This window comes from Aliiglaciecola aliphaticivorans (assembly GCF_054782055.1).
Genome location: NZ_BAAGTF010000014.1, coordinates 49,024 through 74,495 on the forward strand (window position 1 = coordinate 49,024; position 25,472 = coordinate 74,495).

The 25,472-nt window shown below is 42.4% G+C and carries 23 protein-coding genes; 11 read left to right on the top strand and 12 right to left on the bottom strand.

The genetic code is table 11. From position 1 onward, the window contains the following. Positions 1 to 201: 201 nt before the first annotated feature. Both tpx and ACYVIL_RS07835 read left to right on the top strand, forming a co-directional pair. Complete coding sequence (gene tpx, locus ACYVIL_RS07830) at positions 202 to 696, top strand: thiol peroxidase (RefSeq protein ID WP_303471421.1); 495 nt, start codon at positions 202 to 204, stop codon at positions 694 to 696. 191 nt (positions 697 to 887) lie between these two features. Further along, positions 888 to 1,373, top strand: a complete 486-nt coding sequence (locus tag ACYVIL_RS07835) for a gluconokinase (protein ID WP_303471419.1) — start codon at positions 888 to 890, stop codon at positions 1,371 to 1,373. 45 nt (positions 1,374 to 1,418) lie between these two features. On the opposite strand, the gene rpoS is transcribed toward ACYVIL_RS07835, so the two are convergent. The 11 genes from rpoS to ACYVIL_RS07890 all read right to left on the bottom strand — a co-directional run bounded on the left by rpoS (position 1,419) and on the right by ACYVIL_RS07890 (position 13,165). Then, positions 1,419 to 2,405 (bottom strand): RNA polymerase sigma factor RpoS, encoded by a 987-nt coding sequence (gene rpoS / locus ACYVIL_RS07840; protein ID WP_460312107.1) that lies wholly within the window; start codon positions 2,403 to 2,405, stop codon positions 1,419 to 1,421. Between the two features lie 72 nt (positions 2,406 to 2,477). Further along, complete coding sequence (locus ACYVIL_RS07845; RefSeq protein ID WP_460312108.1) at positions 2,478 to 3,278, bottom strand: peptidoglycan DD-metalloendopeptidase family protein; 801 nt, start codon at positions 3,276 to 3,278, stop codon at positions 2,478 to 2,480. 74 nt (positions 3,279 to 3,352) lie between these two features. Beyond that, the gene (locus tag ACYVIL_RS07850; protein WP_460312109.1) at positions 3,353 to 4,294 is read right to left on the bottom strand and encodes a polyprenyl-phosphate transporter; all 942 of its coding nucleotides are present in this window, start codon (positions 4,292 to 4,294) and stop codon (positions 3,353 to 3,355) included. Between the two features lie 24 nt (positions 4,295 to 4,318). Further along, the gene (locus tag ACYVIL_RS07855; protein WP_303471377.1) at positions 4,319 to 4,957 is read right to left on the bottom strand and encodes a protein-L-isoaspartate(D-aspartate) O-methyltransferase; all 639 of its coding nucleotides are present in this window, start codon (positions 4,955 to 4,957) and stop codon (positions 4,319 to 4,321) included. Between the two features lie 26 nt (positions 4,958 to 4,983). After that, positions 4,984 to 5,736, bottom strand: coding sequence for a 5'/3'-nucleotidase SurE (gene surE, locus ACYVIL_RS07860; RefSeq protein WP_303471374.1), 753 nt, complete (start codon positions 5,734 to 5,736; stop codon positions 4,984 to 4,986). Further along, a complete protein-coding gene (gene truD / locus ACYVIL_RS07865) occupies positions 5,714 to 6,763 on the bottom strand; it encodes a tRNA pseudouridine(13) synthase TruD (protein WP_460312110.1) in 1,050 nt (349 codons plus the stop codon). Before truD ends, surE begins: the two co-directional genes overlap by 23 nt. Continuing rightward, positions 6,760 to 7,239, bottom strand: coding sequence for a 2-C-methyl-D-erythritol 2,4-cyclodiphosphate synthase (gene ispF / locus ACYVIL_RS07870; protein WP_460312111.1), 480 nt, complete (start codon positions 7,237 to 7,239; stop codon positions 6,760 to 6,762). The genes truD and ispF overlap by 4 nt, the downstream gene beginning before the upstream one ends. 2 nt (positions 7,240 to 7,241) lie before the next feature. Next, the gene (gene ispD, locus ACYVIL_RS07875; RefSeq protein WP_303471367.1) at positions 7,242 to 7,940 is read right to left on the bottom strand and encodes a 2-C-methyl-D-erythritol 4-phosphate cytidylyltransferase; all 699 of its coding nucleotides are present in this window, start codon (positions 7,938 to 7,940) and stop codon (positions 7,242 to 7,244) included. 108 nt (positions 7,941 to 8,048) lie between these two features. After that, positions 8,049 to 8,336: a cell division protein FtsB gene (ftsB, locus tag ACYVIL_RS07880; protein WP_303471365.1), complete on the bottom strand. Its 288-nt coding sequence runs from the start codon at positions 8,334 to 8,336 to the stop codon at positions 8,049 to 8,051. Positions 8,337 to 8,552: 216 nt separating this feature from the next. Further along, positions 8,553 to 12,353 carry a bifunctional proline dehydrogenase/L-glutamate gamma-semialdehyde dehydrogenase PutA gene (putA, locus tag ACYVIL_RS07885; RefSeq protein ID WP_460312112.1) on the bottom strand — a complete coding sequence of 1,267 codons (3,801 nt, stop codon included), beginning with the start codon at positions 12,351 to 12,353 and terminating at the stop codon, positions 8,553 to 8,555. A gap of 206 nt (positions 12,354 to 12,559) precedes the next feature. Next, positions 12,560 to 13,165, bottom strand: coding sequence for a TIGR04211 family SH3 domain-containing protein (locus ACYVIL_RS07890; protein WP_303471359.1), 606 nt, complete (start codon positions 13,163 to 13,165; stop codon positions 12,560 to 12,562). A 156-nt stretch (positions 13,166 to 13,321) separates the two neighbouring features. On the opposite strand from ACYVIL_RS07890, the gene ACYVIL_RS07895 reads away from it, so the two are divergent. The 4 genes from ACYVIL_RS07895 (at position 13,322) to ACYVIL_RS07910 (ending at position 19,301) form a co-directional block, all read left to right on the top strand. Beyond that, the gene (locus tag ACYVIL_RS07895) at positions 13,322 to 14,821 is read left to right on the top strand and encodes a CYTH domain-containing protein (protein WP_460312113.1); all 1,500 of its coding nucleotides are present in this window, start codon (positions 13,322 to 13,324) and stop codon (positions 14,819 to 14,821) included. Between the two features lie 7 nt (positions 14,822 to 14,828). Next, positions 14,829 to 15,974, top strand: a complete 1,146-nt coding sequence (locus ACYVIL_RS07900; protein WP_460312114.1) for a helix-turn-helix transcriptional regulator — start codon at positions 14,829 to 14,831, stop codon at positions 15,972 to 15,974. A gap of 247 nt (positions 15,975 to 16,221) precedes the next feature. Beyond that, positions 16,222 to 17,862, top strand: a complete 1,641-nt coding sequence (locus tag ACYVIL_RS07905; protein WP_460312115.1) for an acetolactate synthase large subunit — start codon at positions 16,222 to 16,224, stop codon at positions 17,860 to 17,862. Between the two features lie 8 nt (positions 17,863 to 17,870). After that, entirely contained in the window at positions 17,871 to 19,301 is a 1,431-nt protein-coding gene (locus tag ACYVIL_RS07910; RefSeq protein WP_303471349.1) for an aldehyde dehydrogenase family protein, read from the top strand. 58 nt (positions 19,302 to 19,359) lie between these two features. Here the strand turns inward: ACYVIL_RS07910 and mutH are convergent, their stop codons facing one another. After that, on the bottom strand, positions 19,360 to 20,037 hold the full coding sequence (gene mutH, locus ACYVIL_RS07915; protein ID WP_460312160.1) for a DNA mismatch repair endonuclease MutH: 678 nt from the start codon (positions 20,035 to 20,037) through the stop codon (positions 19,360 to 19,362). A 129-nt stretch (positions 20,038 to 20,166) separates the two neighbouring features. On the opposite strand from mutH, the gene rppH reads away from it, so the two are divergent. Genes rppH through ACYVIL_RS07940 form a run of 5 tightly spaced genes read left to right on the top strand, consistent with a single transcriptional unit; the run spans position 20,167 to position 25,463 of the window. Continuing rightward, entirely contained in the window at positions 20,167 to 20,688 is a 522-nt protein-coding gene (rppH, locus tag ACYVIL_RS07920) for an RNA pyrophosphohydrolase (protein WP_303471346.1), read from the top strand. A gap of 12 nt (positions 20,689 to 20,700) precedes the next feature. Then, positions 20,701 to 22,989, top strand: a complete 2,289-nt coding sequence (ptsP, locus tag ACYVIL_RS07925) for a phosphoenolpyruvate--protein phosphotransferase (RefSeq protein ID WP_460312116.1) — start codon at positions 20,701 to 20,703, stop codon at positions 22,987 to 22,989. Between the two features lie 15 nt (positions 22,990 to 23,004). Continuing rightward, positions 23,005 to 23,790, top strand: a complete 786-nt coding sequence (locus ACYVIL_RS07930; protein ID WP_460312161.1) for a sulfite exporter TauE/SafE family protein — start codon at positions 23,005 to 23,007, stop codon at positions 23,788 to 23,790. A gap of 8 nt (positions 23,791 to 23,798) precedes the next feature. After that, positions 23,799 to 24,629, top strand: a complete 831-nt coding sequence (gene lgt / locus ACYVIL_RS07935) for a prolipoprotein diacylglyceryl transferase (RefSeq protein ID WP_303471344.1) — start codon at positions 23,799 to 23,801, stop codon at positions 24,627 to 24,629. Next, positions 24,630 to 25,463: a thymidylate synthase gene (locus ACYVIL_RS07940; RefSeq protein ID WP_303471342.1), complete on the top strand. Its 834-nt coding sequence runs from the start codon at positions 24,630 to 24,632 to the stop codon at positions 25,461 to 25,463. The last annotated feature ends 9 nt before the right edge of the window (positions 25,464 to 25,472 follow it).

Genomic DNA, 25,472 nt, shown 5'->3' on the forward strand with positions numbered 1-25,472 from the left:
AGTTGTCCTTGCTTGGGTGAAACTAATGAATAACCTGTGTTCTAGGCTAAAATTAAAGGTAATTAACAAACTGAAATTCAGTTGACTACCTCACTAGACCTTTAATCTTCGACTTCCATTTCATAACAATGATCCTTTGCATCATTTGATAACTATACTGTAGTCTATTGTGAAATTAATCCTTAATAAATGGAGTGTTAGATGGCAACTGTTACATTACAAGGTAATTCTTTTGAAACTGTGGGAGAGTTACCTGCAGTAGGAAGTAAAGCGCCTGACTTCAACTTAGTTAAAGTTGACTTGTCACCTGCTAGCCTGTCTGATTATGCGGGAACGCGCCTTATTCTGAATATCTTTCCGTCCGTTGATACTGCTACTTGTGCTACTTCAGTCCGCAAGTTTAATGAAAAAGCGGCAAGTTTGGAAAATACCAAGGTTATTTGTGTGTCAAAAGATCTGCCTTTCGCAGCCGCTAGATTTTGTGGTGCTGAAGGAATTGACAATGTCATAAACGGATCGAGTTTTCGCAGTTCTTTTGGTGAAGATTATGGTGTTACTTTCAAAACTGGGCCCTTGTCTGGTTTACTATCAAGGGCGGTCGTGGTCATAGATACGGATGGCACAGTAATGTTTACTCAACAAGTGGCTGAAACCACTAACGAACCGGATTACGACGCTGTCCTCTCTGCGTTGTGAGCAGTGGTTACCATTTAAGAATACAACAAGTGAGCTTATGAGCTATTAAATCTCTTCCTGCAAAGGAAGGGATTTTTTCACTTTAGGTGCGAGATTAACGTGAGTTTTTGTGTTTTGGTTATTCATAGCGTGCCAAATGGCATGTTATTCACTGCTGTACTTGCCTTGACTGATTTAACTTGGAGTAAGCAATGATAGTGATTGTGTGCGGAGTGTGTGGAACAGGGAAGTCAACGATTGGCAATCAATTGGCCCTGGAGTTAGATCTGCCTTTTTTCGATGCAGATGATTTTCATCCCCAATCTAATCTTCAGAAGATGAAAAATGGAAGCCCACTTAATGATAGTGATCGCCAGCCTTGGCTCGAAAATCTATCGTTAAATCTAGCAAATTGGGAAAACAAAGGTGGCGCAGTACTAGCCTGTTCCGGCTTGAAAGAGTCGTATCGGCAAACCTTACAAGGGAAATGTAGTGGAGAGGTCAAGTGGATAGTACTTAATGGTCCACGAGCACTGCTCCTTGAGCGACTTAAGGATAGGCGCGGGCATTTTTTCGACCCCAATCTACTCGACTCACAACTAGAAACCTTTGAATTACCTGACTACGGTTATTGGGTTGATATAACGCAAAGACCGGATGAAATCGTCGCTAGCCTTTCGCAACGTTTGCAAAAATAAAAAAGACGTCACAATTGACGTCTTCTTGATGATCCTATTAAGCGGTCAGTCTTCTTTATTAAACAGCGCTTCTAGGTTTAACCCTTGATGACCTAACATATCTCGTAACCGCCGCAAGGCTTCTACTTGGATCTGTCTAACTCTTTCTCTGGTGAGGCCAATTTCAGATCCAACATCTTCGAGGGTAGATGGTTCGTAACCCATTAAGCCAAAGCGGCGAGCCAACACTTCCCGTTGTTTTGGGTTGAGTTCTTCTAACCAGCGAACGATGCTACATTTTATATCTTTATCCTGTAGATCTTCTTCTGGGCCATAACCTTTTTCGTCCGCGATGATATCCAACAGTGCCTTATCATTTTCACTTCCGATGGGGGTATCTACAGATGTTATCCTCTCGTTTAATCGCAACATCTTAGTGACGTCTTCTACGGGTCTGTCGAGGGAACCTGCAATCTCTTCTGCGGTAGGCTCGTGGTCTAGTTTTTGGGCGAGTTCACGAGAAGCCCTAAGGTACACGTTCAATTCTTTCACCACGTGGATTGGTAATCGAATAGTACGGGTTTGATTCATTATTGCTCTTTCGATGGTTTGTCTTATCCACCAAGTAGCGTATGTTGAGAAGCGAAATCCCCGCTCAGGGTCATACTTTTCAACGGCTCGAATTAAGCCTAAATTTCCTTCCTCTATCAAGTCTAATAAAGCCAATCCACGATTATTGTAACGTCGTGCTATTTTGACCACCAAACGCAAGTTACTAACGATCATCCGTTTGCGGGATGCTTCGTCCCCCTTTAAAGCGCGTCTTGCAAAATATACTTCTTCTTCTGCAGACAACAAAGGTGAAAAACCTATTTCACCTAAATACAACTGCGTAGCATCCAAGTTTTTTTGAATTTCATCTTGGCCTGCTAGTATTTCTTCCATGGGATCTTTCTCATCATCGGCTTCAATTTTTGCTAACTCAGAGTCGATTTCTTTTTCGTTTACAACCGGCTCAGCCAAATTTACAACGATGGTATTTTTGTCACCCATATAATTCTCCTAAAAGATTTTTATTTAGTCCACTTTTCTCCTGTAGGCCTTTCTAATTATTATTTATTGTTATTATTTGCTAGGTAGATACTTTAAAGGATCAACTGATTTACCCCTGTACCTAACTTCAAAACGAAGCTTAATTTTGTCGGTACCTGTACTACCCATCGAGGCTATTTTTTGCCCCGCTGCAACCCACTGCTGCTCTTTAACAAACACAGTATCGTTATGCGCATAAGCACTCAAAAACGATTCAGAGTGCTTAATTATGATCAACTGACCATAACCTCTCAAAGCATTGCCTGTATAAACAACCTTACCACCAGCGGCAGCAACGACTTTGTCGCCTCTCGAGCCACTGATTTCAATACCTCGGCTACCTTGCTCTGAAAGAGAAAACTTAGTTGCTAATTGTCCTTTTGCAGGCCATATCCATTTTTCTATTCTACTAGGGAATTCAATGGTTTCTGACCGCTTGTAAGGCTTGTTAACATCTTTGTTACTTTCACCATACGCTTGCTTTTGCGGCGGGTCAACTGTCCTGTTTGTTTTTGTTTTTCTGGTCTGACCAGGTGGGTTATTTATCCTGTTTTTAACCTGTTTAGATGCTGATTTCAAGACTAATTCTTGCCCTGGATATATGGAATAAGGCTTTTTGATTTTGTTAATGGAGGCAATGTCGCGATAATCATTGCCAGAAAACCAAGCAATTGAAAATAAGGTATCACCTTTTTGGACGATGTACTTATCGCCTTTGAATTGGTCTTTTGGAAAGTCGCGGTAGTCTCTACCTTGATATAGTTCGATTACTGGGGCTGGGGTAGAGCGACTGGAACAGGCAGCCACAAAAATACTGGTTAAAACTAACAGCAATATCAAGCCTCGCTTCGAGATTAAACTGTGTTTTATCGTATTAGTCCATAACCTCGTCAGCGTTTGCATCTGTTTTAATCCGGTGTAGTGCCTAACTTTTCTAAAAGAAACACCATCATCACGCCAATAAACATCAAGGCGATGGCGGGTAAGAGTTGGGCTGACAATCCGCTGGCTGCTTCGTATGTAGCCGGTAAAACATTATTTTCAACTAACGGAATGACTTTTCCATGACGGTTTACCACGCTTTCCACAACCAGTTTCCATGGCCAGACTTTATTTAAAGATCCCAACATAAAGCCACCCAGTAAGGCTAACGTCATGGTTTTATGTTTTTCGAACATCCAGTGCAATATGCGCGAAAATGAAAGTAACCCCACTACACAGCCTGAAGCAAATAAGGTTAAAGTTGCTAACTGAAATGATTTTACGGCACTTAATATCGGCATATACATACCTAATAATAGTAAGATGAAGCTGCCTGAAATGCCCGGAAGGATCATCGCGCATATTGCGATCATACCCGACACGAAGATCATGATATTTGTGGCTTCAACATGTGTGGGAGTAATAGTGGTGATATAAAAAGCCGAAAGCGCGCCCAACAGAAAGGCCGCTATTATACTCGGATGCCATTTTTCGATATGCCGCACCACAGACCAAACTGCAGCCAATATTAAACCAAAGAAAAACGACCAGAGTAAACTGGGGTAGCTGTCGAGCAAAAATATAACAATGTGAGAAACACTAATTACGCTGACTAGGATTCCTGCAAATACGCAAGCCAGAAAAGCACCATTGATATGTTTCCATGCAGCTAAAATACCTTGCTTAAATAGTACGCTTAAGGTTTCAGGACCACATTGCTTAAGGGAATATATGAGTTCTTCATAAATACCTGTCATAAAAGCAATAGTCCCGCCAGATACGCCAGGAATGGCATCTGCTGCCCCCATCAAGGCTCCTTTAATCCCTAGGCTAACAAATTGCTTGGTGTTTCTTTTAATTGGTTTCACTTTTACTTCCTGTAATTAAAGCCTTTAAATGATATCGCCTGCCACCAAAGGAACAAAACGCACGGCTTCTACTATTGTGGTATTAAACTCGTCTTGGTTGCGCACAACGACATGGAGCTTTTGCTCATCAGTGCCCACCGGAATGACCAACATACCCCCGTCATTCAGTTGCTGATATAGATCTGTGGGCATGTGGCTGGCCGCCGCGGTGACTATAATACCGTCAAATGGCCCTTTATTCGCCCAACCTTTCCAGCCATCACCATGCTTCATGGATACGTTATGCAGATCAAGTTGGTTCATTCTGCGTTTCGCTTGGAACTGCAACGCTTTAATACGCTCAACACTAAATACGTTATCAAATAGTTGAGCCAAAATCGCCGTTTGATATCCAGATCCTGTACCAATTTCTAAAACAGAGTGGTTTGGAGCATCAGAATTGAGTAAAAGTTCGGTCATCTTAGCGACAATATAGGGTTGGGAAATGGTTTGCCCTTGGCCAATAGGTAGTGCCGTGTTTTCGTAAGCTTTATGATGCAATACATCTGGCAGAAACAACTCTCGAGGAGTAGCGGCCACAGCCCCTAATACTCGCTGTTCCTGTATACCTTCAGCATGTATCAATTGAGCTAAAGTTTGACCTTTTCTAGTGGCGCGTTTCATGTGATTCCTTGTACTTCATCTTATTGTTATGTGATTTCTATATTTAACCATTCTTTCATGTCATTTAGGCTATTATAAGCCGTCATATCAACACTTAATGGCGTGACGGAACAGCGGTTTTGAGCCACAGCGTAAAAATCTGTTCCTGGTCCCGCATCTTGCTCTTGGCCGATTGCGCCATACCAATACACATCCTGACCCTGAGGGTCTTTATCTTTTACCATGCTTTCCGCTCGATGGCGACGGCCTTGACGGGTCACTTCGATACCTTTTAAATCTTGGTAGGGAATATCGGGTACATTAATATTGAGAATTTGATCTGCAGGTAAAGGGTGTTTATGTAAGCGCTGAAGAATCTCTACCACGACTTTAGCGGCTGTTTCAAAATGTTTACCATCATGACTTGCTAATGACACTGCAATAGCCGGTAACCCCATGAAACGGCCTTCTGTTGCTGCTGCAACTGTACCTGAATAGATAACATCGTCACCTAAATTGGGGCCGTGATTAATCCCAGAAACCACTAGTGTTGGATCGTTATCTAAAAATTGATTTATACCTAAATGGACGCAATCTGATGGCGTACCATTGACGGCGTAAAATCCGTTGTTCTGTTTTTCTATTCGCAAGGGTTTACGTATGGACAGTGCATTACTAAATGCGCTGCAGTTTTCTTCAGGGGCAATTACGGTCACATCATAAAGTTCACATAAGTGGCTGTACAAGGTTGCTAGCCCTTCGGCAAAAAAACCGTCATCATTGCTCAGCAGTATTTGCATTAATTAACTCTCTTAATACTGACGTTGCAAAGCATCCTGCAGGCAACGAAAATTGTATATTTAGCGTATCAGAACTTATTTGCCACTGTAAGTTTTGTGGTTTCAAGCAAATAGCGCGACGCTCCTGTTTTAGGCCTAAAGATTCTAGTAATTGACACACATTAAGGTGTTGTTTTGCGATTTGTTGTTCCAACTCTTTAACTTCGCCTTGTGTGGCCAAATCGCCGGCTCCCCACATAGGCGCTGACAATACGATATCATTTTTTGTTAAGCGTAACTGAGTTTCAGCATCAATTTGCGAGGCAATGAAAAAACTATTGCTGCCAGTTAAGATACAGGCTTCGCCAGAAAGAGGTGTTGAGTAGTTTTGTTGCTGAAGGCGTTGATGGATAAATTCGTTAAATAACCAGGAACGTAACGCTGAAATTGCCATAGAGCGTTTATTGCGGTTTCGAATGGTTTCACCATTTAACATAGTTTGCGCCAGCAATAAATTTCCACCACTTTGATGATGACGAGACTCACCAAAACGTTGAGCCCCAAAGTAATTTGGCACACCATTTTGTTGAATATACTCTAGCCTTTGCTCTAACTGCGAGGTATCTGATACGCCACGTACAACCAACTCAAAGCGATTCCCTTTTAAAGCGCCTACTCGCAGTTTTTTATTGTGTCGTTTAGATTCCAATATGTTTAAGCCATCTAGGCGTAAATTTTGCCATTCGAAGGTTTGTTTTCCCGGAGCATGCACACCAAACCATTGTTGAGTTAAGGCGTATTTATCTTTACGACCAGCATAGGTAATCGCGCGTAATGGTAGTCCACAAAACTTAGCTAAGTGTTCAGCCACAAAAGCGGTATTCAACCCTTCTTTTTGTATCCACAAATGAATATGCTCGCCTTCACCCGTAAGTTCGTATCCTAACTCTTCACGTACGATGAAATCTGCATAACTCGATTTAATCGTACCTGTTGAGGTGGGTGCAGGTTGTTGGTGAAGCCAATGTTCGGTGCTCAGCGCTATCATGAATTCGCTTCTTGAAGTAACACGACTGCATGGCATGCAATCCCTTCTTTTCGACCGGCAAAGCCCAGTTTTTCAGTGGTCGTGGCTTTGACATTCACCTGCTCAATATCAACTTGCAAATCGTCACAGATATTTTGCCTCATGATGGAAATATGCGGAGCCATTTTGGGCGCTTGGGCAACAATGGTCATATCTAAGTTAGCTAATTGATAACCTTTTTGACGGACTAAATGGTATACATGTTTCAGTAACTGTCGGCTATCTGCCCCTGCATAAGCAGAGTCTGTATCAGGAAAGTGCTTACCAATATCACCTAAGGCACAAGCTCCTAGCAATGCGTCACATAAGGCATGTAACGCAACGTCGCCATCTGAATGGGCAATTAAACCCAATTCATACTCTATCTGCGCACCACATATCACTATGGGGCCTTCACCACCAAACTTATGTACATCGTAACCATGACCAATTCGCATTGTTATTCTTCCTGAGATAAGTAAAAGGTCGCCAATGGTAAATCATTGGGACGGGTAATCTTAATGTTGCGTTCACTACCTTCCACTAAATTCACCGGCCACCCGGCCCATTCCATTGCCGACGCTTCGTCGGTAATAGTGACCCCTTGCGCTAACGCTTTGTGCAGTGCGCTTCTGAGCTGTTCAAGGGGGAAAAGTTGGGGGGTTAAGGCATGCCAGAGTCCTTCCCTATCAACGGTGTTGGCAACACGGTTCAATGTGTTTTGCTGAGCACGCTTCATGGTATCTTTAACGGTCATAGCTAGTATGCCGCCACCATTATTCTTATGGCATAAGCTAAACAACTGATCCAAATCGTGATGGTTGACACAGGGGCGGGCAGCATCATGGACGGCAACCCAATGTGAATCGGTGACCGTATCTAATCCGGCAAGCACTGAATCTGCTCTTTGCGAGCCTCCATCTACTCGGGTTATCCACTTCTCCTGACTTAATGGCAGAGATTCAAAATATGGATCTTGTGGATCAAGTGCAATAACAATATGGGAGATTTTGGGGTGCGTAATTAGCTTTTCAACGGTGTGTTCCAACACCGTTTTATCACCAATTTTCAGATACTGCTTAGGTCTATCAGCGTTCATTCGCTTACCAACCCCTGCTGCAGGTACTATGACGGTAAAGCTTTGCGTATCTTGAGTCATGGATTCCTAGGTCGTTTGCTGTTATTTTTGGCGTGAATTTGAAGGCTATTCTTTAACGTTCAAATCAACAACGTCTATATTCAATAAATTGTTATCGTGGGCAGCGGATTAACGTGGCTCATCTTGTGCTGGCAGTATGCGGTAAAAGGTTTCCCCTTGCTTAATTAATCCAAGCTCATTTCTCGCCCGCTCTTCCATAGCCTCCACGCCTGTTTTTAGGTCGTGAATATCGGCTAAAAGCAAATTATTGCGTTGAATTAAATCCGCATTTCTCGCTTTTTGTTCTTCAACTAGGTGTTTAATTTCAATATAGTCAGGAATACTGTTTTTGCCGAACCAAAGACGGTATTGCAGCAAGAAGCATAAACTCACGAGAATTAATGTGATCCATTTCATATTCGTCTGCCCTCACCACGGTTTCAATCACAATATTATGCCGAGAATCCACAGTCAAAGCCAGTACTAACCGACAACTCAATGGCCGCGGATTGCGTGCAAGCTCTTCTTCACCCAATAATCTATTTGTCTAAACTTTTAAACTCGAAACCTGTAAGACTATGCCCACAGGTTCCGGTACTGTTACAAATGGAATAATTGAGTTAGCTCATGGAACTAATCGTCTGCCTCTTCTAAGGTCATTAACTTGGTATTTCCACCCGATGCTGTGGTATCAATACTAATGGTTTTTTCCGTTAATAAGCGTTGAATCAGGTTATCTGAGTATTCCGAAGTGATAACGGGCAAAATAGCCCCTTCACGCTCGGCCAATTTTTTCGCGAAATAAGCTTTACTGTGACTTTGACTATCAACCACAACCCCAGCAAGTTGGGGGGCTTCTAATAAAGCGTGTAAATGAGACAGTTTAGCCACCTGAAGGACAGCTTCCGGTGCTCCATTTGAGCGCCATTTATTCGCGAACTCAGTAGCTTCATCGTAAAATAAGTCAGACACAACAGCGATAACCACATTACCTGTTGCCAACGCGGTTACAATGGATAGAGCCCAATATTCAAAGGTTACCTGTTCATCGGCGTAACACAATAAAACACCCCTTGGCTCGAGATAGAGAGTATTGGATTCACCTGTTGGACCTGGCAATTCTTTAGGGGCTTTGAGCATTCTCTCAATTTTAATCAACTGCGCTCTAGATACCGCAAGAGTTTGATCTAAATCTTCAGCCAGTTCATCAAGAATATCGACTCTAGCCAGCTTAGCGAGTAATTGACGTACCCAAGATATGCGTGAGGTAAGGTTAGTGGAACGCCAATCAAATTCGGCGTCAGCAGCATGTGACATGATCTTTAGCGCGCCTTTTTCATCAACGCCAGCAGCTTCAAAGACTTGTTGAATTTGCAATTCATCTTTTGCTGGACTTTTCGATGGCGTAGCTTTTTCTATCATTAATCTCGGCAAATAGTTAGGTCCACCTGCTTTAGGGCCGGTGCCCGATAGTCCGCGCCCACCAAAAGGTTGCACGCCAACAATTGCGCCAATCATATTGCGGTTTATGTAGACATTACCGGCGCGAGATAAGCGCCCTAGCTCCATGGCTTTTTCATCAATTCTAGAGTGAACGCCCATGGTTAGACCAAAACCAGTGCTGTTGATTTGTTCTACCACTTTAAGTGTGTCTTTTTCCTTAAATCGGACGATATGCACACAGGGACCGAATACTTCTCGGGTCAATACGTCAATATTGTCAATTTCGTATAATTTTGGTGTGAAATAAAATCCATTTTGACAATCTTCTGGCACAGGAGCGTCATATAACAATTTGCCTTTGCCCTGCATATCAGTGACATGTTGCTGCAAGCTATCAAGGGCTTTTTGGTCAATAACAGGGCCAATATCTGTTGATAACATGGCCGGGTCGCCAACTCTAAGTTCCTGCATGGCACCCACTAACATTTCAATAATGGTATCGGCAATATCTTCTTGTAAAAACAATACTCGCAATGCAGAACAGCGTTGTCCCGCACTTTGGAAGCCAGATGCGATGACGTCATCTATAACTTGCTCAGGTAGTGCAGTCGAATCGACAATCATGCAGTTTTGGCCACCTGTTTCAGCAATAAGGGGGACTTGCTCCGTTCCTCGATTGGCCAATTCTTTGGCAATTAAGCTACCGGTTTGGGTTGAGCCGGTAAAGATCACGGCTTTAATTCTTTCATCGGGTAATAGGGTATCTCCCACCACAGGACCTCTATTCACTACTGTCTGTAATGTGCCCTTTGGCAGTCCAACATTTTCCATCAATTCAACCGCACGAATGGCGATTAAACTTGTTTGCTCTGCAGGTTTGGCAAGCACAGTGTTACCGGTAACCAGTGCTGCAACGACTTGGCCTAAGAAAATGGCTAATGGGAAATTCCACGGACTAATGCACAGAACAACTCCTCTTGGATTGAGGCGGTTGTCTTCCGATAATTCTTCGGCTCTTGCTGCATAATAACGGCAAAAATCAACCGCTTCACGGATTTCATCAATGGCATCCTGAGCTATTTTTCCAGCTTCTTTTAAACACAAAGCGATTAATTCATCGGAATTGCGTTCTAGGGCATCTGCCGTATGTCTTAATATATCTGCGCGGGCTTCAACAGACGTGTTTGACCATTGATCGAACGCACGCTCTGCTAGCTCAAGTTTGTGTTTTATTTGCGCTGGCGAATCAAAGGTTAAATGCCCTATAGCTTCATCTTGATTGGCTGGATTACGTACCACATGGATGCTTTCATTTTCCGCCGGCTGGGCACCGCAATTTTCTGACTGCCAACGATCTAGGGCAAGCTTAAGTGGCGCAATGTGATTGATATCGGTTAGGTCTAGACCTTTTGAATTAGCTCGCTCATCGCCATATAAATCGATTGGTTTGAGTATTTGCTGATTGTATTTATATTTTAATCTTTGGGTTTTTTCGACTGGGTCTTCGAGTAAATCTTCAACCGGTTTAGTGTCATCAACAATGGCGTTAACAAAAGATGAGTTGGCACCATTTTCCAACAATCTTCTCACCAAATAAGCAAGCAAGTCTTCGTGTTCACCAACGGGCGCATAAACCCGACATTGGACTTTTTCTTCAACTACAATTTGGTCATATAAACTATCGCCCATGCCATGGAGACACTGGAATTCGAAACCGTCTTTGTCATCTCCGGCCAATTCTAGAATGACCGAAGCTGTGTAGGCGTTATGGGTGGCAAATTGCGGATAAATGGTGTCTTTATAGGCTAATAAACGGTTTGCGCAGGCGTGATAGGACACATCTGTGGAAGATTTACGGGTAAATACCGGGAAGTGCTCTAAGCCATCTTGCTGAGCATTCTTAATTTCCGTATCCCAATACGCTCCTTTGACCAGCCGAACCATCATGGTTCGCTCAGTTTTCAAGGTTAAATCCCTTAACCAATCTAGAACGTATAAAGAACGCTTCTGATAGGCCTGAACCGCTATACCGAAGCCACTCCAATTGCCCAAATCAGGATCGGAAAATACCTTTTCGATGATATCTAATGAGATATCTAAACGATCCGCTTCTTCTGCGTCTACCGTTAAACCAATGTCATACTCTTTACATAACATACATAGTTGTTTTAACAGCGTTGGAATGACGTCCAACACTTCTTCGCGGTTAGTAAATTCATAGCGGGGATGAATAGCTGATAATTTAACGGAAATACCTGGGCTACGCTTAGGCCCTTTTTTATTCGCTGCTTTACCAATTGCATGAATCGCCTCTTCGTATGCTTCGAAATATTCCTGAGCATCATTGGCGTTGCGAGCCCCTTCACCAAGCATGTCATAGGAATAAACATAACCTTGCTGTTCTTTTTCAGCAGCACGCTCTAAGGCGTCATTGATGTTTTCACCCATAACAAATTGTTTACCCATTACTTTCATAGCAATGTTCATGGCTTTACGAATGACGGGTTCACCCATTTTGCCTAAGGTTTTCTTCAAAAGCCCAATACTATTGCGTTTACGGTGGTCGGTGTAGGAAACCATGTTTCCTGTGAGCAATAATCCCCAAGAAGAGGCATTGACAAATATTGAGTCACTGGTTCCTAAATGCGCACTCCAAGCCCCTTTAGATAGCTTGTCGCGAATCAATGCATCTTGTGATTTTTTGTCTGGTACCCGCAATAATGCTTCTGCTAAACACATCAATACCACGCCTTCTGCGGTGGACAGTGAGTATTCATTTAGTAACGCATCTACACCGCCGTGCCCTTCTTGTTCACGACGAATACGTAAAACCATTTTTCTGGCTCGCTCCCACGCTCGGCTTCGAGCACTAACAGAGACTTCTGCATCAGGCAGAATATGGTCTACAGCCAAATTCTCGTCAATGCGATAAAAATCTCTTATCTTTTGTCGAATTGGACAACTAGTAACTAAATTACCTTCAAATAGCATGCAGTTTCTCCGTTAAGAATTGTGACAGTGTTAATTGCGCGAGTGTATAGATTGAATTAGCAGAAATACAGTCCAAAAGTAGACCTATTTATACTAGTTTGGAAGAAGAAGTGACGAGAAATGGAAAAAAGGATATTAGGGGTACAAGGGGGGAATTCAGATTGCAATGCACCTCAATATATGAAGTGCATTGCGCAAATGTCAGATTACATCCATTGGTCACTGCGTTTACGTTTTTTCGGTAAGTAGGCAATGATGACACCAAGCAGAATACTCACTAAAGCAATAATACCCCCACGGGTAAACCACTTCATTTGAGCACTTTGATCTAGCATATCTAGCTCTCGTTGCAGCTTTTGAGTTTCCTTGGTTTGACTTTCCAAGTCTTTTTCTAACACTTTGTTTTGACTGGTTAAGTCTGATAATTGTTGACTTAATAAATCATTGGACTTGTTCAGCTGTGCAATTTGAGAACTGTATTCTTTGACACTTTGCTGTAGTCCCGGAACGAGCACGCGAATACTCTGGTCGCGACTAACATATTGCGACTCTACCCAGCCCGTGCGTTGCTTATCATCAATGACCTCGATAAACCCGGTTTCCTGGTTTTCCTGTAAAACCGTAATGCGAGTACCCGCTGTAACTGAGCCAAGGATGCGATAATTCCTACTCGGACCTGTATGCATAAAAGCAGTTAAGTCATCGGTAATATAACGAATGTCGCCTGAGCCATCATTAGGCTCTTGTTGTGCACTTACGTTGCTAATTGCCAACGCGAAAATAAATAAAATTGTGGTTGAAAGCTTGCCCATAATTCATCAATGTTAATACAAATTTAGACAAATGGTATGGCCTTGGATTGCCAAAGGCAAGTGAAGCTTTGATTGATTGCCTTAGATTGTTCTTAGGAGTATTGTTTAGGCCATTGATTACCCGCTAATTTATCCTCTCATTGGACATAAGTTTTAATGGAAAAAGAAATTGAACTAAAGTTGTTATTACCCAATGGTATTGACGAATCTGACTTATTATCCGCCTTAGGAAAATTTTCAGCGAATATTGAAACGTCAGAATTTACGCTGTTTAATCAATACTTTGATACGCCGGATTGGTTGCTAAGCGCTAATAGCATCGGATTACGCGTTCGAAGTAGCGATAAGGGCATTGAACAGACTGTAAAAACCGCAGGGAAAAGTGTTGGTGGTTTGCATCAACGTCCAGAATATAATGTCTCCATAGACTCATTGTCCCCTTCGTTGGAATTATTTGAGCCTAGCGTTTGGCCACAAGATATTTCGGTGGCAGAACTACAAGAAACGATCATTCCAATTTTTAACACGGACTTTAAACGTAAAGCTTTTTTCTTACGCTTATCTGATGGTACTGACGTTGAGTTGGTTTTAGATAAGGGAGCCGTTAGTACTGCAGATAATAGTGCTGATATTTGTGAAATGGAATTGGAGCTGAAAAATGGTGATGTTGCAGTGTTGTTCGATATTGCTGAGAAGATGGCAACCTTAGCCCCTAGCCAATTATGTAATTTGAGTAAAGCGGGTAGGGGCTTTACCCTCGCTCGCAATGCGCTGGCGCCAGACCCCAAAAAAATCAGCAATGTTAGCCTATCGGACAGTGAAAATTGCGAGTCTGGTTTTATCAAAGGGTTGGGGTATGCCTTGTCGTTTTGGCAACAAGCTGAATATCGTTATATGCAAACTAAAAAAGTGGCCGATCTAATTGATATATACATCGGTTTGCGACTAACCCGCGATTGTGTTCGCTTATATTCTAAACCGCTTAAGTGCAAAGCGATGGATGAAGTCAGCCGAGGGCTAAATTTACGCTTAAACAAATGGGCCTGGATTGAACAGGTTAAGAGTATTCGAGCGTTGCGTTCAAAACGCGGAATGTATAGCAAACGTCTAACTCAGCACGATGCGCTGGTGAGTTATTTACGAGGCTTGCAAGATGGCACTCTAAATTTGTCTCGTCCTCATTATTTGATTACCCATCAAGATAATTCCATATTGCAACTGCGCTTATCGCGACTTTTGGTAACCTGCCCCTGGCGGAAAAAATCCGACGGCTATACTAAGCCGTTGAAGGAGCACGCAGTTGCGGTTTTGCAGCAAAAATGGCAAACCGTGTTTTCTAGTATTAATGAGAATGTGAGTAGCATGGAAGATTATTTAAAACAGTATAAAGATTTACTCAGTGCTTTGAATACAGACTTGTTGCTTGGGTCATGTTTAGATAACCCGCGGCGTCAACCCTTTTTAGATCCATGGCAGGATGTTTTGGAGGGGATTCAAGAGTTACGCAAGCTTAAAGTCTTTCAAACTAAGCTACTGGATTCTGACGTAGATGATAAATCTGAGCTTTTACAATGGAGTGAGGTTAAGAAAAACAGTCTTTTGTCCGTTATAGAGTTAAGTAAAGGCGTAGCAACCACAGTGGAAACATATTGGTGAACACATAATGGATGAAATGAGTCTCTATCAAATTGCAATCAGCTCTATGCTGGTAGGGTGGTTCATTGGGCTCATTTTAATCTGGGTAAGGTATGGGCAATTTCCCCATGCCAAATTGGTTTTAGTTGCTCTGTTACTTTGGCCTTTTTTACTTTTAGATGAGTGGCTGAAGTTATCCGGTTATGAATCCCAGTTAAGTTTCCTGGTCGGCGCTTCACAGATCTTTAGTGCAATCATTGCCGCTTGTTTAGTGCTCAGCATTAGGAAACTGACACTGACTAAGTTTGCTAACAATAATGTCTTGTTTTTTATACCTTGCTTAGTGCTGCTGGCAGGTCAATTGCCACTTTGGTTGACGCCAAGTGACACTAGGGTGGGGATGCTCTTTTCCCCTCCAGTTGGGGACGTTTTGGTGAACTGGCCCTATTATGCCACCTATTTGTTTAGCGCCATTGTTACTTTGAGTTTTGCGGTGCACGCTGCTGAATACCTCGCTTCTTACCATTATTATTTGTCTGATCAAGTAGTGGATATTGATATTTTTGAAATGCGATTCACCGCCAACGGCTGCTATGTACTCATGTTCACGTCATTTTTATCCATTTGCATCATTGGACTCGCTGTTTTTGATTGGTTACCGGCTGTTGTGCAATGGCAGACGTTAGTCAATATGCTTAACGCCACCGGTACTTTGTACTTACTTTTATTGTTAGTTCAAAACCGAAAATATTCTCCGACGCCATTTGCTTACGCTCAAATGGATAAAAAAGCCTACTCCGAAGATCACCTAAGGTTTACCTTAAAACAGGCTGAAAAAGCCATCATTCAACATAAGGCTTATAAACGCAAAGGACTTAGAATTAAGCAAGTAGCCGAAGCGGCAAATGTGGAACCTGCGGCGCTAGCGTTGGCAACCCGGTTTGTGCTTAATCGAAACTTCCGCGCTTTTGTTTATCACTACCGACTAGAATATGCTAAAAAAGTACTTATGCGCACGGATCAAAAAGTCACCAGCGTAGCTAAACGCCTAGGATTCAATTCTGAAAAATACTTAAGCAATGTATTTGTAAAATACATTGGTTTGATGAGTAAACGAGATAAGAAGAAAAACACCGAAGACGTGAAAATGCGTTCCCCAAAAACAGCCAAATAATCAACTTGGCAAACTATATTAGCGGTTTTCTGCTTTGATATAATTAAACGATTAAAGTAATCACTTTTAAACATTTAAATTCAATGGGTACTCTGTGTACACTCAATCTAGTTTTTGGACATGGTAACCAAAGCTAACATTTAACGAGTTCTACTAGAATATATTTAACATTTAGCTTGATGGGAATTATGGACTATCTTTAAACGTTTATATTAGTAGTTCTAGCCAACAATCTAATGGGAAGAATATGAAAGCATCAGATTTATTTGTACAAGCATTAGAAGCCGAAGGAGTCGAATATGTATTTGGTATTCCCGGCGAAGAAAACCTCGATTTATTAGAGTCTTTAAGAAAGTCGTCTATCAAGCTTATACTTACCAGACATGAACAAGGGGCTGGTTTCATGGCTGCAACCTATGGTCGTTTGACCGGAAAAGTTGGCGTCTGTTTGTCGACTCTTGGTCCAGGTGCTACAAACTTAGTTACCCCAGCAGCTTATGCACAACTTGGTGCTATGCCGATGTTAATGATCACCGGTCAAAAACCCATTAAAACGAGTAAGCAAGGTCGTTTTCAAGTGATAGATGCGGTTGATATGATGCGTCCATTAACTAAATATACCACTCAGGTAGTAAGTGGTGACAGGATTCCTTCTATCGTTAGTGAAGCATTTCGTTTGGCCCACGAAGAACGTCCTGGTGCTGTGCACATCGAATTACCTGAAGATATTGCTGCCGAAAAAACCAATGCTCAGTTAATTGAAGCGAGTGTAGTAAGGCGTCCAATTGCAGAAGATAAGAGCATCAATCGTGCTGTTGATATGATTGAATCAGCAAAATCACCTGTGTTACTTATTGGTGCTGCAGCAAATCGCAAACTGACTGCAAAAATGCTCAAAGAGTTCGTTGAAAAGACCGGTATCCCATACATAACCACACAAATGGGCAAAGGCGTTTTAGATGAAAGTGGTCAGCTATTTATGGGCAACACTGCATTGTCTGATGGCGACTTTGTACACCGAGTAATTTCACGGGCTGATTTAATTATTAACGTGGGCCATGATGTAGTTGAAAAGCCGCCATTTTTCATGAGTAATGATGGCAAAAAAGTCATTCATGTTAATTTTGCGTCCGCTGCGGTAGATCCTGTTTACTTCCCGCAACTAGAAGTGGTAGGTGATATTGCCAATAGCATATGGCAAATTAAACAAAAAATTACTCCATCTAATAATTGGAAGCTTGATTTTTACAGTGACGTTCATGATGCCTATATTGCCCATCGCAAAGTATCAGAAGATGATGATCGCTTTCCTATTTTACCAGAGCGTTTCGTGCGAGACATACGCACGGCCATGCCAAAAAATGGCATTGTGACCTTAGATAACGGTGTATATAAGATTTGGTTTGCTCGAAATTATCCGGCTTACCTTCCCAACACGCTATTACTTGATAACGCCCTAGCGACCATGGGTGCAGGCCTACCTTCGGCCATGGCTGCTAAAATTGTGTATCCAGAGAAATCAGTTATTACCGTATGTGGTGATGGCGGATTTATGATGAACAGCCAAGAAATGGAAACCGCGGTGCGTCTTGATTTACATATAGTCGTCATTATTTTACGTGATGACGCCTATGGCATGATTAAATGGAAACAAGCGCATATGTCGTTTGATAATTTCGGTTTAGATTATGGCAATCCCGACTTCGTTAAGTATGCGGAAAGTTATGGTGCTGAGGGGTGGCGAATTAACTCTGCAGAAGAGTTGTTACCACGAGTTGAAGCTTGTTTAGCTGAACCTGCTGTGCATCTAATTGATGTGCCAGTTGATTATTCTTTGAATGACCAGACGTTAAATAAAACCATTCGCGAACTTAGCCAAAAACTATAGGAGCAACTATGTTACAGAAAGCTTATCCTTATTACTTAGCGAATAAAGCGGTCTATGCCAATCAAGATTTAGTCGTGACAAATAAATATACTGGCGAGAATGCTACCACAGTGGCGATGGCTAAAGCTGACGTGATTGAACAAGCAATTGACGCTGCAGAAAAAAGCCAAGCTGCGCTCACAGCAATGAAACCTTACGAGCGTCAAGAGATCTTAAATCATTGCGTAAAACGTTTTGAAGAGCGTTTTGAAGAATTAGCTTATGCGTTGTGTATTGAAGCCGGAAAACCCATTAAAGATGCTCGTGGTGAAGTGACTCGCCTAATTGATACTTTCAAAATTGCTGCTGAAGAGTCGGTTAGAATCACCGGTGAAGTGATGAATTTGGAAATTACACCTCGTGCCAAAGGTTATCAGGGGATGTATAAAAAAGTACCTATCGGTCCTTGTTCCTTTATTTCTCCCTTTAATTTTCCATTGAATTTGGCGGCGCACAAAGTCGCGCCTGCGTTAGCCGTTGGTTGTGCTTTTGTACTAAAACCAGCCAGCCGTACGCCGTTGGGAGCCTTAATTATTGGTGAAATTTTAGCCGAAACTGATTTGCCTGAGGGAGCCTTTTCAATTTTACCCTGTAGTCGTGATGGTGCAGACTTATTTACCACAGATGATCGCTTTAAATTACTAAGCTTTACTGGTTCACCTGATGTGGGCTGGGATCTGAAAGCGCGAGCGGGCAAAAAGCCTGTGATTTTAGAGCTTGGTGGTAATGCAGGTTGCATTGTTGACCATGATACAGACTTAGATGATGCCATTGAACGTATTGTTTTTGGTGCTTATTATCAATCTGGTCAAAGTTGTATTAGCGTGCAGCGAGTATTAATACATGAATCCATCTATGCTGAATTTAAACAGCGTTATGTGGAAAAAGTGTCGAATTTAGTGCATGGCGATCCATTGAGTGAAAACACTTTTATCGGCCCTATGATTTCCGAATCTGAAGCGTCTCGTCTTGATGATTGGATTGCTGAAGCTAAATCGAAAGGGGCCAGTGTTCTATGTGGTGGTAAACGTGATGGCGCAATGCTGCAAGCAACGGTAATGGAAAACGTACCTAGCGACGCAAGTATCAATGCTGATGAGGCTTTTGGTCCAGTATCAATTATCGCGCCTTTTCAAGATTACGACGATGCCCTTGAGGAAATAAATAACAGCCAGTTTGGTTTGCAAGCCGGTGTGTTTACCCGCGACATTTATAAAGCTCATAAAGCATGGGATGTATTAGATGTTGGTGGCGTTGTGATTGGCGATGTGCCGAGTTGGCGTGTAGATAATATGCCTTATGGTGGCGTCAAGGAGTCAGGCTTAGGGCGTGAAGGTATTCGCTATGCTATCGAAGATATGACAGAACTGCGCTTAATGGTGTTAAGAACGCCGCAGTAGTTTAACCAATAAATCATTTAAAGGGCCTGCTAGGCCCTTTTTTAATTTTTCGCCTGCATCAATCAACAAAAGCCTCTAGGAGTATTTGCTGAGTAAATTGTTTACGTAAATAAAACCCTCTTGGCCGGGTTTTTACCCTTTGTCCATCAGCACCAATTGCGTCCGTTAATGCTTTACCATCGGCCGCTTTAGGACGAATTTGTAATGCCTGCCCATGTTTTGCAGTGATGTGTTCTACCCCACCTAATACAATCATGTCCATTAACTCTTCCCAGTCTTGTTTGAGTAATGCCAGTTGAGCTTGACTGGGTTGCCAAAGTACTGGTGTGGCAATCCTTCTTTGTGCTGGTAATAGTTCACGGCTACCTTCTACAGGCACCCACAAAACACAATTGAGTTTATTTCTAACATTGCTAGTCTCCCAGGTAACGCCTGAAACGTTAAGTAAATGTGCGAAACACACATAGGTAGTTTCTAATGGCAAGCCCTGTGAATCTATGGGTAAGGTTTTTAATTCTACGCCTAAGTCGGGAAAATCCTGTTCGGGATTAGATCCAGCTTGAGCACCTAAAAACAGTTCTAATAACTGTCCCGTCCAGCCTTTTTCGCGTTTAAAATTAGCCGGAACTTGTATATTTGCCCAATTGGCTAATTCGCCTAACGTTAGACCAGCTAACGCTTGAGCACGAGTAACAAGCTCATCAATAGTCTTTGGGGGATTGGTAGCGGGCTTGATCAAATTTAACCTTTTTTACTATTTTTTATTCGTTGTTACGCCGGTTTGGCGATGATATTGCTTTGCTTGACCCTTAGTTTATGGAAGAATGGCAAAATATTAAAGAAATCAATCCCCCTGGGAGTCAAAGTGATTGATGCCGAAGGTTTCCGCGCGAATGTCGGTATAGTGATTTGCAATAGAATGGGGCAAGTATTTTGGGCAAAGCGCTATGGACAACATTCATGGCAGTTTCCACAAGGCGGAATAGATCAAGGTGAAACTGCTGAACAGGCTATGTATCGTGAGTTAAATGAGGAAGTTGGATTAAAACCAGAAAACGTTAAAATTCTTGGAGTGACTAAAAATTGGGTCAGATATAAATTACCCAAAAGATTGATTAGGCAGGGAACTAATCCAGTTTGTATTGGACAAAAGCAGAAGTGGTTTTTGCTGCAACTTGAATGCAAAGAGTCAGACGTGGATGTGTTGAGTTCCGGGCATCCTGAATTTGATGATTGGCGATGGGTCAGTTTTTGGTATCCAGTAAGAAACGTTGTGTCATTTAAACGTGATGTATATCGGCGCGTAATGAAAGAATTCGTGTCTTTTGCCATGCCGATTTACACAAAAAACAATCAGTCTCAACGGAATCGTAGACGACGGAGATAGTTTTAAAGGCCCATGATAACTAGCTTAAAACGGATAGTTCAGGAAGTCAGTAAAATCCCCGTGTTGGAGGAGGCTTTAAAGCACCTGACTAGCAGTATTAAAGGGGCTATTGGAGTAGACTCTTGCTCGGTTTATCTTGCTAATTATGAAAAACAACATTTTATGCTTATGGCTACCGACGGTCTTGATTCTGGCGCTGTCGGTAAAGTCGCCATTGGCTTCTCAGAAGGGTTGATTGGTTTAATCGGTCAGCGCGAAGAACCTTTAAATATACTCGACGCTCAGTCTCACCCCCGCTACAAACATTATCCCGAGGTTAAAGAAGAAAAGTATCACGCGTTTCTAGGTACGCCAATCATACATCAACGTAAAGTGTTAGGGGTATTAACCTTACAGCAGAAAAAAAAGCGTCGTTTCAGTGAAGATGAAGAAGCTTTCTTAGTTACCCTATCTACCCAAATAGCTTTAGAAATAGTGCACGCGGAAACCCGGGGTTTCTTGTCTTTTGTTGACGATAATAATCGAGATAAGTGGCAACGGAAAATATCAGGTGTACCGGGATCTGCAGGTTTGGGGATGGGAATTGGCTTTGTCCCACATTTTAAAGTCAGCTTGGCCAGTCATGTGGCTAAACGCTCCGCAAATAAAGAGCTAGAAATCGCCCGCTATCGCGAAGCGGTAAACATTACCCGCAGTCAAGTAGAAGAGTTGTCTAATCGTGTTGAAGGGCAAGTACCAAGTGATGTACAAGCTATTTTTCAAATTTACAGCCACCTTTTGGATGCCAATAGCCTTGGTCATGAAGTCGAAGGCCGAATAAAAGATGGCTGGGATGCGGCTAGTTCATTAAAATATATTATTGAAAATTATATCCAACAGTTTCGCAATATGAGTGACCCATATATGCAAGAGCGGGCTGTTGATATTGAAGATCTGTCAAACCGCATATTAGCCAATATTTTGGGCACAGATAGTCCGGATCAGCGCCCGTTAGATGTGGATCAAAACGCGATTCTAGTTGCTGAAGAAGTAACGGCTCCAATGCTTGCTGAGTTTTCTACTATGAAGTTGTGCGGAATTATATCCGTACGGGGATCTAGTAACTCACATGCCGCGATTTTAGCCCGTGCCATGGGGCTGCCTGCAGTTATGGGATTATCCGATGCACCCCTTTCTTTGCTCGATGGTAAAAAATTGCTGGTCGATGGTTATTCGGGTGAGGTGATTGTTTCACCTTCGGAAAGTGTGCGACAAGAATTCAATATACTCGTGACTGAGGAGCAAGAACTCTCTGACCGCATACTGGAAAAAGCACACCTACCTTCAGTAACACAAGACGATTATACGGTGTCACTGTTTATTAATGCCGGTCTTTCGGCTGAAATGGAGAACACCAATTTCACCCATGGTGAAGGCGTAGGACTATATCGTACTGAAGTACCTTTCATGCTCAGGGAACGTTTTCCTTCTGAGCAAGAGCAGATGACTCTGTATCGCGAAATGCTGGAATCTGATCCCCATAAGCCCATTACCATGCGGACGTTAGATGTAGGCGGTGATAAACCACTGCCATATTTTCCAATTAGTGAAGAAAACCCATTCTTGGGCTGGCGTGGAGTTAGGCTTACCCTCGATCATCCAGAAATTTTTCTGGTTCAGATACGCGCTATGCTGCGGGCTAACATCGGTTTGGGCAACTTACAGATTATGTTACCTATGGTGACATCAGTATCTGAGGTTAATGAATCTAAACGCTTAATAAAACAGGCATATCATGAAGTTTCGGAAGAAATTTCTGATACCGGGAAAATCCTGGAAATGCCGAAAATTGGGGTGATGCTGGAAGTTCCAGCGGTCATTTATCAAATTCCTCAATTGGCCAAAAAAGTCGATTTTTTCTCGGTCGGGAGTAACGATTTAACTCAGTATTTGCTGGCAGTTGACCGCAATAACGCGCGCGTTTCGGGCTTGTACGACAGTTACCACCCTGCAGTGCTAGCGGCGCTATTAAGTATTGTTGAACAAGCCAATGAACATAATGTCCCTATTACCGTTTGTGGAGAGTTGGCCGGTGAACCCGGCGGGATCATATTATTACTCGCCATGGGATACAGTAAGTTTAGTATGAATAGCCACAACTTATTAAAGATAAAATGGGTTGTGAGAAGCGTCACCGTCAAACAATCTAAATTGTTATTAGACAGTGTTCTGAGCTGCGATGACCCATGGGAAGTGCGCGAACAAGTGAACCAATATCTAGAGTCAATTGGCTTGGGCGGATTAGTTCGAGCAGGTATTTAGTTGTCTGAAATACCCATGCTTTTCGCTATTTATTTGTTATTAGGAGCGGTTGTTGGCTTCCTCGCGGGGTTGCTGGGAATCGGCGGCGGCTTAATTATTGTCCCTGTTTTGATGTTTGTTTTTGAACGCTATTTGGGCTTGCCTTTACAGCACGCTTTACCCATGGCCATTGCTACGTCGTTATCAACTATCATTCTCACAGGGCTATCTTCCACTTTTTCTCATTTTCGCTTACGCCATATCAATTCAAAGATTGTCATCTGGTGCGCACTTGGTATTATTCTGGGCGCATTACTTGGCCCTCAGATCGCTGTGAGAATTCCCGTACAAAGTTTAAAACTTATTTTTGCTTTTATGGTTTTAGCGATTGCCTTGCAAATGATTTTTCTAAAACCGAAAAGTGTCAAAAGTCACATTTCTAAACCCATGTTGATGGCGATTGGCTGCATGACAGGGGTTATTTCAGCTTTTATGGGAATTGGTGGTGGTGCGATTATGGTGCCTGCTTTAGTCTGGTTCCGGGTTGATATTAAACAAGCCATTGGCTGTGCCGCTTTCTGTGGAATGGTTATCGCCATATTTGGTTCGTTTAGTTTTATTTTAGCGGGCTGGAATATACAAGGTTTACCTGAGGCTTCTTTTGGTTATATTTATTTGCCAGCGGCATTGGGCATCGTCTTAACATCAATATTTACAGCACAAACCGGGGCTAAAATTAGCCACCGATTAAATACACAACGTTTAAAACAAATATTTGCAGCTTTCTTAGTGATAGTCAGTGTGCAAATGTTCTTAGGATAATAGAAATTATGTCGCAAAGTTATTACACCCTTCCGGAAATTGATCCGGCCATTTTCAATTTGGGTTTTTTAAGTCCTAAATGGTATGGAATGATGTATTTAGTCGGTTTTGTTGCGGCGTGGTGGTTAGCTAATCGTCGCTTAGCTCGCACGGGCTGGAGTAAAGAACAGCTCAGCGATATGTTATTTTGGGGGTTTCTGGGGGTGATTCTTGGGGGACGCATCGGTTATGTAATGTTCTACCAATTTGACTTATTTCTCGACAACCCATTGTACCTGTTTAAAATTAACGAAGGTGGGATGTCCTTCCATGGCGGATTGCTAGGTGTTTTAACTGCGCTATGGCTAAGCGCTCGGCGTTTAAAAGTCCCTTTTTTAGTGGTTGGCGATTTTATTGCACCTTTGGTACCGATTGGGCTAGGTGCAGGGCGAATTGGTAACTTTATCAATTCTGAACTCTGGGGGCGTACAACCGACGTACCCTGGGCGATCATTTTCCCGAATGCCGGTAGTGAACCGCGCCACCCTTCGCAGCTTTACGAATTTGCTTTAGAAGGGGTTTTGTTGTTCATTATTTTGTGGTTATATTCTAAGAAACCCCGTCCTATCGGTGCCGTAAGTGGCGTATTCTTGTTAGGTTATGGATGTTTTAGGTTCTTTGTGGAATTTTTCCGTCAATGGGATAGTCATTTAGATTTGTATTTAGGCTTCTTCAGTCGCGGGCAAATGCTGTCTTTACCGATGATTATCATTGGTATTTTATTGCTTTTTTGGGCTTACAAACGCAATCAAATACATCAACCTCAAAGCACTAAATTAAAAAAAGGTAAGAAAGTTTAAATGCAGCAATATTTATCACTAATGCGTCATGTATTGGAAAGTGGCAGCAAAAAAGAAGATCGCACAGGAACGGGCACATTAAGTATCTTTGGATACCAAATGCGTTTCAATTTAGCCGATGGTTTTCCGTTAATCACTACGAAAAAATGCCATTTACGCTCAATAATTCACGAACTACTGTGGTTTATTAAAGGTGAAACCAATATTGCGTATTTAAAAGACAATGGCGTCAGTATCTGGGACGAATGGGCCACGGATGAAGGCGAACTGGGGCCTGTCTACGGTAAGCAATGGCGCAGCTGGCAAGGAACTGATGGCACTGTGGTGGATCAGTTAAGCGAGTTGCTAGAGCAAATAAAACACAACCCTGACTCTCGCCGCTTATTATTAAGTGCATGGAATCCTACTGTGCTACCCGATAGCAAATTATCGCCAAAAGAAAATGCTAAACAAGGTAAACAAGCCCTTCCTCCATGTCATACCATGTTCCAGTTTTACGTTATTGATAATAAGTTGTCGTGCCAACTGTATCAGCGAAGTGGTGATATTTTTTTAGGGGTGCCATTCAATATTGCCAGTTATGCTTTGTTAACTATGATGGTTGCACAAGTATGTGATTTGGAACTAGGCGATTTCATCCACACGTTTGGTGATGCTCACCTTTATACAAATCATTTAGAGCAAGCTAAACTGCAACTTAGCAGGGAGCCTCTAGCACTGCCTAAAATGAAGTTAAACCCAGATGTTAAAAGCCTATTCGATTTCACGATTGATGACTTTGAATTAGTGGGTTATGAATGCTACCCACATATCAAAGCGCCGGTTGCAATCTGATGAGAAATT

What these genes read in the sequence shown, in the direction of transcription:
- putA (WP_460312112.1), bottom strand. Translation starts at nt 12,353, where the DNA reads ATGCTATTTGAAGGTAATTTAGTTACTAGTTGTCCAATTCGACAAAAG.
- surE (WP_303471374.1), bottom strand. Translation starts at nt 5,736, where the DNA reads ATGCAAATACTGCTGAGCAATGATGACGGTTTTTTTGCCGAAGGGCTA.
- tpx (WP_303471421.1), top strand. Translation starts at nt 202, where the DNA reads ATGGCAACTGTTACATTACAAGGTAATTCTTTTGAAACTGTGGGAGAG.
- ACYVIL_RS07895 (WP_460312113.1), top strand. Translation starts at nt 13,322, where the DNA reads ATGGAAAAAGAAATTGAACTAAAGTTGTTATTACCCAATGGTATTGAC.
- ACYVIL_RS07905 (WP_460312115.1), top strand. Translation starts at nt 16,222, where the DNA reads ATGAAAGCATCAGATTTATTTGTACAAGCATTAGAAGCCGAAGGAGTC.
- ACYVIL_RS07890 (WP_303471359.1), bottom strand. Translation starts at nt 13,165, where the DNA reads ATGGGCAAGCTTTCAACCACAATTTTATTTATTTTCGCGTTGGCAATT.
- ispF (WP_460312111.1), bottom strand. Translation starts at nt 7,239, where the DNA reads ATGCGAATTGGTCATGGTTACGATGTACATAAGTTTGGTGGTGAAGGC.
- ptsP (WP_460312116.1), top strand. Translation starts at nt 20,701, where the DNA reads ATGATAACTAGCTTAAAACGGATAGTTCAGGAAGTCAGTAAAATCCCC.
- ACYVIL_RS07940 (WP_303471342.1), top strand. Translation starts at nt 24,630, where the DNA reads ATGCAGCAATATTTATCACTAATGCGTCATGTATTGGAAAGTGGCAGC.
- ispD (WP_303471367.1), bottom strand. Translation starts at nt 7,940, where the DNA reads ATGACTCAAGATACGCAAAGCTTTACCGTCATAGTACCTGCAGCAGGG.
- ACYVIL_RS07900 (WP_460312114.1), top strand. Translation starts at nt 14,829, where the DNA reads ATGGATGAAATGAGTCTCTATCAAATTGCAATCAGCTCTATGCTGGTA.
- rpoS (WP_460312107.1), bottom strand. Translation starts at nt 2,405, where the DNA reads ATGGGTGACAAAAATACCATCGTTGTAAATTTGGCTGAGCCGGTTGTA.
- ACYVIL_RS07835 (WP_303471419.1), top strand. Translation starts at nt 888, where the DNA reads ATGATAGTGATTGTGTGCGGAGTGTGTGGAACAGGGAAGTCAACGATT.
- ACYVIL_RS07910 (WP_303471349.1), top strand. Translation starts at nt 17,871, where the DNA reads ATGTTACAGAAAGCTTATCCTTATTACTTAGCGAATAAAGCGGTCTAT.
- ACYVIL_RS07855 (WP_303471377.1), bottom strand. Translation starts at nt 4,957, where the DNA reads ATGAAACGCGCCACTAGAAAAGGTCAAACTTTAGCTCAATTGATACAT.
- ftsB (WP_303471365.1), bottom strand. Translation starts at nt 8,336, where the DNA reads ATGAAATGGATCACATTAATTCTCGTGAGTTTATGCTTCTTGCTGCAA.
- truD (WP_460312110.1), bottom strand. Translation starts at nt 6,763, where the DNA reads ATGATAGCGCTGAGCACCGAACATTGGCTTCACCAACAACCTGCACCC.
- lgt (WP_303471344.1), top strand. Translation starts at nt 23,799, where the DNA reads ATGTCGCAAAGTTATTACACCCTTCCGGAAATTGATCCGGCCATTTTC.
- ACYVIL_RS07930 (WP_460312161.1), top strand. Translation starts at nt 23,005, where the DNA reads ATGCTTTTCGCTATTTATTTGTTATTAGGAGCGGTTGTTGGCTTCCTC.